Below are 14,024 nucleotides of genomic sequence, written 5' to 3'. Positions count from 1 at the left end.
TTAGCGTAAGAATTTACGCTATGAATTTATTTCGGTTCGCTTCCACCAAATTGACCCTCCCTCTCGTTGCAGGGATAGTCATTGGCACCTATTTCGATGTACCTCTACTCGCTGCCCTTCTATGCACTTTGCTTTTGCTAACTGGTCTAGGTTTTGTTTTTCAGAACGCAAAACAACGACAACCTCACGTTTTTTTAGTATTTGTGGTCCTTACTACTATGAGTATCGGAGCCCTGTCATACGCCCTATGGCAACCGAAAAACCAGAAGAACCATTACAGCCGTTACTCGAATAGCGCTAAGGGTGTTTTGACCTTAAAAATCAGGGAAGTGCTAAAATCGAATTCCTTTCACCACAGATACATAGCCCTTGTCAAGGAACATGACGGTCATCCGACTTCTGGAAAAATTGTGTTAAATCTTCCGATTGACACCCTCAAGAAAGCACTTCAAGTGGATGATGAACTCCTTACCCTAGACAACTTAAAGGAAATTCGTTCCCCTTTGAATCCGTATCAGTTCAATTATCGGCGATACATGCAGCGGTTGGGTATTTCACATCAACTCATGGTCACCCACGATTCCTACTTCCTATTATCAACCCGGATGCCTACTATTTTCGGATATGCAGCCTCCCTCAGAAACAAACTCGTCACAAAACTTAGGGAAGCGCGTTTCGGAGAAGACGAACTCAGCATTGTTCAAGCGTTATTATTGGGACAACGTCATTCGATATCCGCTCAGACCTATGATGCTTATAAAGATGCCGGGGCTGTCCATATTCTTGCCGTTTCCGGTCTGCATATTGGTATACTGTTACTACTACTGCAATTTCTGCTCAGCCCTTTGGAAAGACTCCGAAACGGCAAGGTTCTAAAACTAATAACCCTAATCGTCTTGTTATGGGGTTTCGCTCTTCTTGCGGGCCTATCGGCATCAGTCGTGCGTGCAGTAACGATGTTCTCATTCGTAGGTTATGCGCTCTATCTCAATAGGCCCAGTAATACGTTCAACATTCTGACCTTATCCATGTTTTTTATACTGTTACTGTTCAATCCCATGCTTTTATTCCAGATAGGGTTTCAAATGAGTTACGCAGCTGTCTTTTCCATACTTTGGATCTATCCGATGTTGCAACGATTTTGGTTTCCTAAAAACCGGGTTGTACGCAAGATCTGGCAGTTATTGGCGGTCAGTATTGCTGCCCAAATTGGGGTACTGCCGATAAGTCTCTTCTACTTTCATCAATTTCCAGGACTCTTCTTTATTTCGAACCTGTTGGTGGTTCCTTTTTTAGGAACTATTCTTGGATTGGGGATTCTAGTACTCGTCTTAGCGGTCAGTAATACACTACCCGATTTTTTGGCAGAAGGGTATGGCCATATGATTCGTCTGATGAATACCGTAATCGCCTGGGTTGCGAATCAGGAAGCCTTTGTTTTTAAGCACATATCCTTTGACGCGGTCCAGCTTATACTGGCATATATCATTACCATTGCATTGCTCCTTCTGGTCACGAAACCTATTTTTATTCGACTCATTACCCTGCTGACGGCCATTGTTGGCTTTCAGTTCTGGTTGCTCTATGCCAGCATACACACAAAACAACGACAGGACGTCTTTCTTCTCCATCAAAACAAAAATTCCGTACTACTTCATCAAAACGGAGCGCGACTTACCGTCTATTCCAGGAGTACCAACAAAATGGATGACATAACCAAGGACATCAGTATAGGGAGGCGCATTCAAGACCACAGGTACGAACCGCTGCAAAATGCCTATCGAATCGACAATAAACGGCTACTCCTAATTGATAGCTCGGCCATCGTTCCGCTTAACGAAAAAGTCGAATACCTTGTGTTGATCCAATCCCCAAAAATCAATTTGGAGCGTATTTTAGATTCGATTCGACCAAAACAGGTAATTGCTGATGGCAGCAACTACAAAAGCTATGTCAACCGTTGGCGTGCCACCTGCGCCAAAAGGAAACTCCCTTTTCACTATACTGGTGAAAAGGGAGCCTTTTATTTTTAACAGTCCTATTTTCCTTAATGCACGTTGCCCATCAGTCGTTTCATTAACGGAGCGAATACAAGTACCACAGCACCCGCCACAAGGGAATATTTGGCGATAAGACTGAACCCGTCTAAGTAAACGTTCAGGGTATCAAGACCTCCTACATTGCTATCAGTGCTCTCAATAGCAAGCTCTTTGGATATGAAACCGACAATTTGAAAGGCATAGGCGGAAGATAAGAACCATACGCCCATCATAAAGGCCACGATTCTTTTTGGAGAGAGATCCGTTATTTTCGAAAGTCCTACCGGAGACATAAACAATTCCCCCACGGAAATCAGGAAATACAAAAGCAATAAATAGGTAAACGGTACCATTCCGTTTTCATCGGCACTGCCACCGCTTAACGAAAGAATGTAAAAGCTCAAGCCCGCCAGAACCAGCCCCATTCCGAATTTATAGGGAGTTCTAGGATTGATTTTCTTTTTGGCCAAGTAGGTCCACATTATCGAAATAGGTATCGAGAGGAGTACGATAAATATCGAGTTTAGCGCATTGGTCTGACTGGCATTTATGAGCGTCAAATTGACATTTCTAGCAGCAAAAAGAGTGATTACGCTACCATGCAACTCATGAAAGCCCCAAAAAATGGTCATAAAGAAGGTAATCAAGACGGCCATGAAAAGTTTCTTCCTCTCGTCTTTAGTAGCTTTTAGCATGATACTACCCAAATAGAGGATGACGAGAATACCGATGACATAAAAGAGCAGGTTGACGATATTCGTTTCTTCGAATAGGGTACCCTCTCCTCCTAAAGACTTATAGGAATAGAGTAAAAATGCAATTATGGGCGCAGCTAGAAAGCATAATATGGGAATTAAGGTCTTTTGGGGTATTCCCATGATTTTCTTTTCGTATACTTCTTGGCTAGGTGGTAGTCCCCGATCCCCGAAAACGTTCTTTTTGATTCCACTCCAGAAAAACAAGAGGCCTGTTAACATCCCTATTCCCGCTAATCCAAAACCGTAGTGCCAGCCATAGGTAGCACCGAGCCAACCACATAATAATGGTGAGATGGCTCCACCAATATTTATACCCATATAAAATATGGTGAACCCCGAGTCTTTTCTAGTATCGCCTTCCTCGTACAAGGTTCCTACGAAGGTTGAGATATTAGGTTTAAAAAAACCATTTCCAACAATAATGAATGCCAAGGCCAAAAAGAAGGCAATATCGTTTTCAATCGCGAGTACAAAATGGCCGAGAGACATGAGAATACCACCCAAAAAAATCGACTGTCGCATTCCCAAAATAGAATCTGATATTTTCCCCCCGATTACCGTTGAGGCGTACACCAAAGAACCATAAGAGGCATAAACAGCGGCGGCGGCGTAATCCCTAGTGGAAAGCGCTTCGAAAATGACGTTGACCATATACAAGGTCAACAGTGCACGCATTCCGTAGAAGCTAAAACGCTCCCACAATTCGGCAAAGAATAAATAGAATAATCCTTGCGGGTGCCCTAGAATCTCTTTTTGGTTTGAAAACTTGGTCGAATCACTCATGTTATAACTTTTGGTTGGTTAAAGATTTTCCTTTATGAATTTGGTCATTTTATTAAACAGATGAATTCTAGTATTTCCGCCATAAATACCATGATTTTTGTCGGGATAGATGGCCAAGTCAAATTGTTTGTTCGCTTGCACCAGGGCCTCGATCATACGCATCGAATTCTGTACATGTACATTGTCATCCCCTGAACCATGCACCAGTAGATAGTTACCTTTCAGCATCTCAGGATAGTTGAATGGCGAATTGTCATCGTATCCACTTGGGTTTTCCGCCGGAGTACGCATAAAACGCTCGGTATAGATGGTATCGTAAAAGCGCCATGAGGTAACGGGTGCCACTGCAATTGCAGTTTCAAAAACGTCATTCCCTTTTAAAATGCAGTTCGTGGCCATGTGACCCCCAAAACTCCAGCCCCAAATTCCGGTGCGCTCTTCATCGATATAAGGCAACTCACTCAATTTTTTAGCCGCCGTTATTTGGTCTTCTGTCTCATACTTCACCAAGTTGAGATAGGTCACCTTTTTGAAATCGCGGCCCTTAAATCCGGTCCCGCGGCCATCAATACACACAATGATGTAGCCCTCCGACACTAAGCTTTGGTGCCAATAATCACTAGTATCATTCCAGGAATTCGATACGTTCTGAGAACCGGGTCCACTATATTGATACATCAGAAGCGGATACTTTTTTGAGGGGTCGAAATCTGCCGGTTTGAGCATGTACATATTCAACTCATTACCGTTTATCGCCAAGGTCGAAAACTCTTTGGGCCCCATTTGGTAATTGCTGAGCTTGGTAAGTACTGCCTGGTTGTTCTTGATATCCTTTACCTTCTTTCCGGAGTTGGATTTATGCAACGTATATCTGGGAGGTATGGTAGCACTAGAAAAGGTATTGATAAAGTAGGTGAAGTCCGCACTGAAATCGGCGCGATTTGTTCCTTCTTCTACTGCCAATTCCTTTTTACTCCGACCTGAGCTCGAGATACTATAGACGCCCCGATTCGTAGAACCATTTTCGGTGGACTGATAGTAGATGCGGTCTTTCTTCGCATCATACCCGTAATAACTGGTCACCTCCCAAGCTCCTTTGGTCACTTGATTCATCAAAGGCCCTTCCTTACTGTATCTATAGATATGATTCCAACCATCTTGTTCGCTTGTCCAAATAAAACTATCATCTGGCAAAAATGTCAAATCGTTGGTCACGTCCACATAGGCTTCATCTTTTTCCTCCATCAGAAGGTTCGCCGCATTTGACCTTGCGTCGACCGCGTACAATCTAAGGTGGTTTTGGTGCCGATTCAAGGTCTGCACACTCAAACGATTCGAATCGTTCATCCATTTTAGCCGCGGAATGTAATGGGCTCCATTCAAATCGACATTCGAGGTCGTCGCCGTAGCCATGTCATACAGATGTAGCGAAACAACAGCGTTTTCCTCCCCGGCTTTTGGATATTTGAACACCTCTTGTCTTTGATACAGTTCGGTGCCATATACGTCCATGGAAAACTGCGGGACCTTACTTTCATCAAATCTTAAAAAGGCGATTCTTGTGCCGTCTGAATTCCACTCGAATGCTCTTACGAAAGCGAACTCTTCTTCATATACCCAATCGGTAATACCATTGATAATCCGGTTCTTAACGCCATCTTCCGTTATTTGTTTGGTGGTCTTTGTGTCAATATCGAACACATACAGATTGTTGTTAAATCCATACGCCACCTGTTTTCCATCAGGTGAAAAAGTAGGCTCCTGTATTTTTGTTTCAGCTACTTTGGTCAGCGATTTACTGGCAATATCATACACATAATAAAGCCCCAAGCGTGAACGTCTAAAAATGGGCTCTACATCCGTTGCAAGCAGTACCCTGCTTTCATCAGCACTGAACGTGTAGCTCGAGAAGGAAGAAACGCCTTCGAGAAGCTCTGAAGAAACCAGGGTTTCTTTTTTTTCGAGCGTTTGGTAACTGTAGGTATCTATTTGGCTAGTCCCCCGTGCTCGATCGATATTCAAGACCGTATATTCCTTTCCGTTGTTCAACGATCGAAGTTCGTCAAGACCCTCGGTTCGAAATGTACCGTTATAAATATCTTCAACGGTAATCTTCTTGGTCTGCGCATTTGTGGTAACGAACGTAATCAAGGCAAAAAGCAATAGCATGTTTGATTTCTTCATGTAATAGATGAAATTGGTTAAATTTTTCAAGTTTAGTGATAATTATACGAATAACCTCGGTTTACGATTAAAAAAGCGATGGTCACATAACATCATGTCCATAACAAGGCTTTTTCGCGTTTATACTTATCTTTACCGACAAACCCGCTACCCAATGATTTCGCCCATTGAAGGATTTTCAAAACTGACGAAAGAAGAAAAAGTCGATTGGATTTCCGAGAAGTATACCCAAAACAAGAACGCTTCAAAGGCTCTTCTAAAAACATACTGGAATACCGATGCCGGTGTTCAAAAATTGCATGATGAATTCATTGAAAATACCATTAGCAATTACTATCTGCCTCTGGGTGTTGCCCCGAATTTCCTTATCAATGACAAGCTCTATGCACTGCCAATGGCCATCGAGGAAAGCTCCGTAGTAGCGGCGGCCAGTAAAGCCGCTAAGTTTTGGTTGGAACGTGGTGGATTCAAGACCAAAGTACTGGGGACAGAAAAAGTAGGTCAAGTTCATTTCATGTTCACCGGGGATACCGGGAAACTGCGATCGTTCTTTCAAAAGGTGAAACCCAAATTATTGCAATCGGCCTCATCCATTACCAAAAACATGGAAAAAAGAGGAGGCGGTGTTACCGATATCGTCTTGCGAGACCAATCGGATCTACTCGACAACTATTTCCAGTTGCATTGCACTTTTGAGACTCGTGATGCTATGGGTGCCAATTTCATCAATTCTTGTCTAGAGCAATTCGCTTCGACCTTTAAGGAAGAGGCAAAGGCCTATACAGATTTTACGGAAGCCGAGAAGGATATCGAAATCGTCATGAGTATCTTGAGCAATTACGTACCCGATTGCTTAGTCAGGGCCGAGGTTTCTTGTCCTGTCAAAGAGCTACTGGTAAGCGATTCGATTTCCGCTCAGGAATTTGCCCAGAAAATGGTTCGGGCGGTCGCGATCGCCAAAGTGGAACCGCATAGGGCCGTGACCCACAACAAGGGGATCATGAACGGAATCGATGCCGTTATTCTTGCTACCGGAAACGATTTTAGAGCAGTAGAAGCTGGAATGCATGCTTATGCCGCCCGAAATGGCCGCTACTCGAGCCTAACCGACGCAGCCGTTGAAAACGGTATCTTTTCATTTTCGATAGAAATTCCCTTAGCCCTTGGCACAGTTGGCGGTTTGACCAGTCTCCATCCGTTAGTGAAGTGGTCGCTGGAAGTCCTTCAGCACCCTTCTGCCGAAGAGCTTATGCAAATTGTGGCGGTAGCAGGTCTGGCCCAGAATTTTGCTGCGGTGCGTTCTTTGGTCACCACGGGAATACAAGAAGGTCATATGAAGATGCATCTCTTGAATATCTTGAACCAATTGGGGGCGACCAACACGGAAAAGAAGACGTTGATCGAACACTTCAAAAAAAATACGGCGACCCACAGTGCCGTTGTTGATGCATTTGAAAAGCTCCGGAACTAATGCCACAACAATTTTATGGCCATGGTAAATTATTGATTTCCGGCGAATATGCCGTACTCGATGGTGCGGTGGCCTGGGCCATGCCCACCAAGTTCGGTCAGCACCTGCGTGTTTTCGAAACCAATTCCGGAACAATCGTATGGAAAAGTCTGGATGAAAAGAGTCTTCCATGGTTCACAGCTGTCTTTGAACAAGGTTCATTGATCGAAATCTCCAGTTCTGATACCAACACTTCACATACCCTTCAGAAACTTCTCACCGAGGCCCAAAGATTAAATCCCGATTTTCTGAACGCTTCGAAAGGATATACCATAGAAACTGAATTGACATTTCCCAGGGATTGGGGACTAGGTTCTTCCTCTACCCTCATCAGTACTATAGCCCAATGGGCCCGGATCGACCCCTTTCAACTGTTATGGAATGCCTTTTCAGGTAGTGGTTACGACATTGCATGTGCCACACACAACACCCCTATCTCATATCAATTAAAAAATGGGGTACCCATCGTGACGGAACTAGCCAAACCTCCTACATTTTTGAATTCCGTCCATTTTGTACACTTGAACAGGAAAAGAAATAGCAGGGATGCCATTGTCGCCTATCGAGAGAGGGAAATCGATAAGGTGGCATTAATTAAAAAAATCAGTACGTTGACCATCGAAATGATAGCTTGTTCATCCATGGAACACTTTGAACGATTTATTCGAACCCATGAAACGCTGCTATCCGAAGCGCTTGGTATTCCGACGATACAACAGGAATTGTTTTCGGATTATCAAGGGTACGTTAAAAGTTTGGGTGCCTGGGGAGGGGATTTTGTGCTGGTTACCGGACTTGATAAGAGTCCTGATTACTTCCAAAAAAAGGGATACCCCATTGTGGTTCCCTTTCAAAAAATGATCTTATAAAAAACCCCGATAGCAACTACCGGGGTTTTAATTTTTGGATGATCTCTTGGCCTAGTAAAATGTAGCCCTGTTATCCTCAATTTCCGAGGCTTCCTTCAAGGCATTATAAACCGCTGTGTTGACCTTATTCGCCGTTGCGGTTCGCAACGTATTTGCGTACGTACTGTAGTTATCCAATTTAGGCGCTTCTTCCTTCTTGGTCACTTTGATCATAAAGATCCCTGTATTGCCCTCGATCAGGTCGGAAGTCTCTCCATCCTTCATGGCAAAAGCTGCCCCCACCACAGCCGGTTCACTACCGGCACCTGGAATCGTTGGGGATTTAACCGTCAAGCCCGTAGCATTAGAAAGGGATTGGGAAGCGTCACTTGCAATAGCGTCCATTGATTTCCCTTGGTGCTGTCCGATAATCTGTGCAGCCTTGCGCTCTTTTCTTATTTTCGGAAGTACGGTAGCCGAAGCGTCCTCGACCGACATTACACCTTCCTTGTACTTTTTAACCAATTGAACAACGGCATATCCGTTATTGACATTGAACCGTCTAATGTCACCCACTTCGGTTTCATCGTTAAAGGCCCATTGCACAATTGTACGTTGATTGGAAAGACCAGGCAGGTTCTCGTCTAAAGACTTGATCTTATATACCGGCATTACAGAATATTGGTTTTCAGAAGCCAATTCTGTAAACACCTTGTCACCTGAACCAACTTCCATTTCAAACTTGGTCGCGTCGGTGAACAGCGTATTGCTGGTTTCTTCAGAAGCTTCGATCGCTCGTGCCAAAGTGGCTATCTGTACAATGTCTTCCTTATCATCAACCTTGATGACGTGGAACCCAAAGTCAGTTTCGACCAAACCGATGCTACCAACGGAATTGCCAAAGGCAAAATCGTTAAATGCGGGCACCATGGTACCTTGTTGGAAAAAGCCCAAATCACCTCCGGTAGGGGCAGAAGGACCATCGGAATTGTCACGGGCCAACTGAGCAAAATCGGCATCCCGCTTCTTCGCATCGCGCAAGAGCTCATTGGCTTTGGCCTCGGCCTCTTCCTTGGTTCTTTTAATATCGGCATTCGCCCGCTGCGCACCCTCATACGTAATGAGTATATGACTTGCCTTTACAGATCCGTTCGGTTTTCTATCGACCATTTTCGACACTTTGAAATAGTCTCCATCACGATAGGGTCCGAAGAGTTCCCCAGCCTGAAGTGTCATCAAAGTATCGGCAAATGAAGAGGGCAAACTTTTCTTGGCCTTGTAAATGGTATCGAATTTAATGTCTGAATTACGATCTAAAAAAGCCGCGTAATCCGTCGTATTTCGGAAACCGGTAATGGTATCGTTTCTATCGGTCTGCTCGTTATATTCTATGGTATCGTCCAATAATTTGGTGACACTGGCTTCGACCGCTGCCTCATCGGCCGCAGAGGGCTTTTCCTCGAAGTTCACAAATTGAATGTCTCTTGAGGTCTCTTGTTTATAATCTTCTTTGTTGGCATTGATATATTCAGCGATCTCACTTTTCGTCACGCTTATGGTGCTGTCTGCAATTGAAGCGAACGGAATACGCACGTATTGCATATCCACTTTATCATTGGCCAACTTATATTCCAACTCCCCTTCTTTCAAGGTCGCTCCCACTCCGGCCTTGACCAAATTGAAATAGGTTTGCTCCTTACTGCTTTGAATAATATTCTGCTCATCTTGCAGCCATAATTCATACTGCTGAGGGTTGTTAACGCTCATCTCCGAAATAAACTCCCTGAACTTGTTCTCATCGAAAATACCGTCCTCATTTTGAAATTGAGGCGCTTGGTTGTATCCAGGCATGGTCTTGATATAGTTCATGATCTGGTCTTCTTCGATATTGATTCCCAAATCTTCAAACTGTTCACCCAAAATGGAATTTCTGACTTCTTGGTCCCAAACTTGATTTATGGTTTGCATTGAAGATGCATTCGGCCCTACCCTTCTGGAGGCAGCTTCTACTTTTTGTCGAAAGGCGTCTATGGATACTTCATTACCGTTTATTTCCGCCACTGTAGAACCGACCTTACCTCCGGCACCAAAATTACTACTTGTGAAAACACCTGAAATCACAAATGCGAACAACGCCATACCAATGATCAATATCAATATGGTGGTTCGTTTTCTTATATTTTCTAAAATCGCCATCTTTATGGAATGTTTTAAATTCTATTCTTCACTATTGGGGTGCGAAATTACCATTTTCTTTTCATCTGTTCAAATTTATTCCACCAGTAAATAGCCCTATAATCAGTTAGCTATCATTATAGTTGACGCCTTTTATTATGGTATAAATCAACAGAAAATAGGTTTAACCGGAATTCGTTTTTATTCCCCTTCCAACACCTCAAGTTTGACCAAATCGATTTTTGTATTGGAGACCTCAAGGATAGTGAAACGAAAATTTTCCAGGGTTATCTCGGTGTCCTGCTCAGGAATTTCACCGGTTTCGTTTACGATGAGCCCTCCCAACGTCTCGTATTCATCTCCCTCAGGTAGTTCAAGCTTGTAATTTTCATTTAGGAAGTCTACCTCAAGCCTTGCGGAGAACTTATACGTACGATCTTCGATCTGTTCTTCTATCAAATCTGTGGTATCGTGTTCATCTTCTATTTCCCCAAAAAGTTCCTCTACGATATCTTCCACGGTTATGATCCCCGAAGTACCACCGTATTCGTCCAAAACCACTGCAATACTTTTACGCTTTTTGGTCAGCACATTCAGAATGTCATGAATCAACATGGTCTCCGGTACGAACTCGACGGGCAGGAGGATACTTTTTACCGTTTTCGGTTTTTTGAACATCTCGTAGGAATGCACATAGCCGATGATATTATCTACGGTATCTTTAAAAATCAAGATTTTCGAATACCCGGTTTCCGAAAAGATCCTGGTGAGGTTTTTAGGGGTTTCATGCAGTTCCACGGCCATGATCTCAGTTCGAGGCACCATAACTTCACGTGCCTTTACCGCACTGAATTCCAGTGCATTTTGAAAAATCTGAATCTCCGAATCCACTTCATCTTCCTCTTCTACGGTTTCCATTTGTTCCGTGATATAGTCGCCCAATTCCAACTTGCTGAACGCCAATTGCACCTCATCGCCCTCGGTTTTGAAGAAGGCCTTTAAGATAAAATCAGAGATTTTAATCACGAATTCAGAAATCAACGAAAACAAAAGGTAAAATAGATAAGCCGGCAATGCGAACAATTTAAGCAAGGTGTTCGAATAGATCTGAAATAGCACCTTGGGCAGAAATTCGGCAGTGAACAGGATGACCAAGGTGGATATTATCGTTTTGGTGAGTAAACTGAACTCCGTCAAATAGGTCAAAAAGCCTATGTCGCTATTCATGGAAAAGTGCAGGAGCCAATCCGTTAGAAAGTCGCCCATAAAAATACCATAGATAACCAAGGCAATATTATTGCCGATCAGCATGGTTGCTATGAACTTGGAAGGTTTCTTGGTAAGTCTGGTCAGTATATTCGCTAGAAAGCCCTCTTGCTTTTTCTCAATCTCTATATGAATCTTATTGGCCGATATAAAGGCGATTTCCATACCCGAAAAAAAGGCGGAAAACAATAAGGAAAGGACAATAATAACTATAGAGGTATCCAAGGCTACTGTTGGTTGTCACGTTTTCTTTGTTCAAATTTCTTCAGGTAATGCCTTCTAAAAAAGAACATAAAGCCGGTAATCACCGCCAAAAAGATAAAAATATACGATCTTGAACGATCTGTATTCCATGTGTTAAAGGCCATGATAGCCGAGAGTACGGCCACTACCAAGTTCACATAAATTGTGTATTTAAGGTATTTATTCATCAGTATCTTCTTTGAGTGCTTCGTCTTTGATTAACATAAGTCCGTATGTTTTATGCGCGCTGACATAGCTTAGACTTTTGTCGTATTTGAGATCCATTCCCTCACCATCCATAATGGTACCTTCCTCAGGGTTTGTATACTTGAACTTTTCCTGAGTAAATATCCATTCATTGATTTGATCATAGTAAAGTTGTGGTGATTCCAATTTTTTTCCATCGTAACTGTCTACAACCACATTACCACGCAAATCTATTAAATCAGTTGCAGAATAGATGATACCATAATCTGCCCGTATTACACTTTTTCTATTTTCGGCGTCGTAGATATCAAGAACCAAACCATCGGGAAAGGTCTGATACGGAAACGTCAAATTCGTAAAATCCTCGCTTTTATCACTCGTAAGAACGGAAATGACTCGAGAAGGTTCCGAATCTTCGGGCTCTAGGTTCTCCCTAACTTCGGTGTAGGTCATGACAAAATTCTCGGCTATCCCTTGAGGGAAGATTTTTTTTTGTGCTTCATCACCTACCCGGGTATAGTTATCCGAGCAAGACCAAAAAAGCATTGCCATGAAAATCATGGCAATGCTTGGTATATTCAACTTTAAAAGTAAGTTCATTTTACAAATTAGGCACTTTTACACTGCCTCCGACCCAACAACTGAAGGATACGGTTTTACCTGACATTCCCTTCTGGAAAATCATCGCTTTGTCCGGAGCTTTTTGCTGATAACTGCTGGCCGATTTCCTAGCTCTTGAACCAAGGGAAGGATCTACACGCCCCGCTCTACTAGCCATATCCGCTGCTTTCCAGTACATTGCCCTTTTCTCAAAGGTATCTTTACCACAATTGTTGGCACTGGTCGCATAAAGGTTTGCAATCAACAAATACGCTTTTCCATTTGAACCACTGGCATCAATCGCTTTCTGGGCGTATTTTCTAGCCGACGACTTGCTGCCTTTTCTTCTGAAGAGCGTAGCAACTTTGTAAGCGATATTAGATCTTTTTCGAGCATCCGTTTCTAATTCCAACGCCTTGTCGAAATCGGCAATGGCCCCTTGGGTATCACCGGCTTTTGACTTTAAAGTTCCGAGATACACATAAACATCGGCTGATGGATCTAGTTCGGCCTGAACCTCGACCATCTGACTAAATAAGGGATCATCCGTACATTCTTTGTTGAACATTCTGCTCACCGCTCTTTTCACCCATACCACATCACCTTTCTTTTCACTAAAATTCTTTTGATATAACGGAATCAAGTTTCCACAGTCGGCCAAATCACCTAGCTTGGTATCGATACTTCCTGCAATCTTACCAAAGGATGCGGAATTGGTATTATATGCCTTAAACCTTTTTTTCTCCTTTGAGGTCAAGGTACCAGCGGAATCTTTTGGAATCAACTTCGCAATTGCACCTGTAAGCTTTGCATTCTCGTCCTCGATTTTTTCGGTAACGTTATCATATACATCGAAAACTTCTTGAAGATCTTTCTTATTTGATTTGTGCAAATCTACCAAACTTGAGAAATACAGATAGAGGGCTTTTGGATTTTTAAAGTTGGCCAAATCTTCAGTAAAAGCCTTGCCCAACATCGAATAGATTTCATCATCAGAAATCATTTTGTTGTCGTATTTCAACAATACCTTATCTATAATGACCGAAGCCAATTTGGCCTTCTTTGGAAAATACTTCATGCTACCATCGAAAAGCGCCAATAAATCACTGATATAACCATCTTTTTCAGCTCCAGACGATTTTTTAATCTTATCCTTAAGGATTCGCTCTCCATACAGAAAATTCGCATAATTCAGTTCAGGACAGGTCTCATAAACCATTTTCCATGGCGTATAGGCAGCGTCATAGTTTTTCACCTTTACGTGCTCAGTGTAAATTGAAAGATTGGTCATACACTCCGGATTTTGAGCCTGGGCATTACCCATCATCATACATCCAAGAAGCATAAATACCGTAGAGTAGAATGTTGTTTTCATTTTGATATCTGTTTAAAGCGGTTAATGTACTAAATT

Annotated in this window: 10 protein-coding genes; 3 read left to right on the top strand and 7 right to left on the bottom strand. The window is 42.8% G+C overall.

Going from position 1 to position 14,024, the window contains the following annotated elements; genetic code table 11:
- The first annotated feature begins 20 nt into the window (after positions 1 to 20).
- Positions 21 to 2,033, top strand: a complete 2,013-nt coding sequence (locus ACKWCA_RS08710; RefSeq protein ID WP_413977791.1) for a ComEC/Rec2 family competence protein — start codon at positions 21 to 23, stop codon at positions 2,031 to 2,033.
- Between the two features lie 14 nt (positions 2,034 to 2,047).
- Here ACKWCA_RS08710 and ACKWCA_RS08705 read toward each other — a convergent pair whose 3' ends face one another.
- A complete protein-coding gene (locus ACKWCA_RS08705) occupies positions 2,048 to 3,580 on the bottom strand; it encodes a peptide MFS transporter (RefSeq protein ID WP_413977790.1) in 1,533 nt (510 codons plus the stop codon).
- A gap of 18 nt (positions 3,581 to 3,598) precedes the next feature.
- The gene (locus ACKWCA_RS08700) at positions 3,599 to 5,764 is read right to left on the bottom strand and encodes a S9 family peptidase (RefSeq protein WP_413977789.1); all 2,166 of its coding nucleotides are present in this window, start codon (positions 5,762 to 5,764) and stop codon (positions 3,599 to 3,601) included.
- Between the two features lie 94 nt (positions 5,765 to 5,858).
- On the opposite strand from ACKWCA_RS08700, the gene ACKWCA_RS08695 reads away from it, so the two are divergent.
- Complete coding sequence (locus tag ACKWCA_RS08695; RefSeq protein WP_413977788.1) at positions 5,859 to 7,235, top strand: hydroxymethylglutaryl-CoA reductase, degradative; 1,377 nt, start codon at positions 5,859 to 5,861, stop codon at positions 7,233 to 7,235.
- Positions 7,235 to 8,143: a GYDIA family GHMP kinase gene (locus ACKWCA_RS08690; protein ID WP_413977787.1), complete on the top strand. Its 909-nt coding sequence runs from the start codon at positions 7,235 to 7,237 to the stop codon at positions 8,141 to 8,143. The genes ACKWCA_RS08695 and ACKWCA_RS08690 overlap by 1 nt, the downstream gene beginning before the upstream one ends.
- Positions 8,144 to 8,194: 51 nt before the next feature.
- Here ACKWCA_RS08690 and ACKWCA_RS08685 read toward each other — a convergent pair whose 3' ends face one another.
- From ACKWCA_RS08685 to ACKWCA_RS08665, 5 genes are all read right to left on the bottom strand, one after another.
- On the bottom strand, positions 8,195 to 10,318 hold the full coding sequence (locus tag ACKWCA_RS08685; RefSeq protein WP_413977786.1) for a peptidylprolyl isomerase: 2,124 nt from the start codon (positions 10,316 to 10,318) through the stop codon (positions 8,195 to 8,197).
- 180 nt (positions 10,319 to 10,498) lie between these two features.
- Entirely contained in the window at positions 10,499 to 11,788 is a 1,290-nt protein-coding gene (locus ACKWCA_RS08680) for a hemolysin family protein (RefSeq protein WP_413977785.1), read from the bottom strand.
- A 2-nt stretch (positions 11,789 to 11,790) separates the two neighbouring features.
- The gene (locus ACKWCA_RS08675) at positions 11,791 to 11,994 is read right to left on the bottom strand and encodes a hypothetical protein (protein WP_413977784.1); all 204 of its coding nucleotides are present in this window, start codon (positions 11,992 to 11,994) and stop codon (positions 11,791 to 11,793) included.
- Entirely contained in the window at positions 11,987 to 12,613 is a 627-nt protein-coding gene (gene lptC, locus ACKWCA_RS08670) for an LPS export ABC transporter periplasmic protein LptC (RefSeq protein ID WP_413977783.1), read from the bottom strand. Before lptC ends, ACKWCA_RS08675 begins: the two co-directional genes overlap by 8 nt.
- Before the next feature lies 1 nt (position 12,614).
- Positions 12,615 to 13,988, bottom strand: coding sequence for a tetratricopeptide repeat protein (locus ACKWCA_RS08665; protein ID WP_413977782.1), 1,374 nt, complete (start codon positions 13,986 to 13,988; stop codon positions 12,615 to 12,617).
- Between the last annotated feature and the right edge of the window lie 36 nt (positions 13,989 to 14,024).

The organism is Maribacter corallii (genome assembly GCF_047345415.1).
GTDB lineage: Bacteria > Bacteroidota > Bacteroidia > Flavobacteriales > Flavobacteriaceae > Maribacter_C.
The sequence above is the reverse complement of the archived record's forward strand: the minus strand, read 5'-3'. Positions and strand labels throughout refer to the sequence as shown.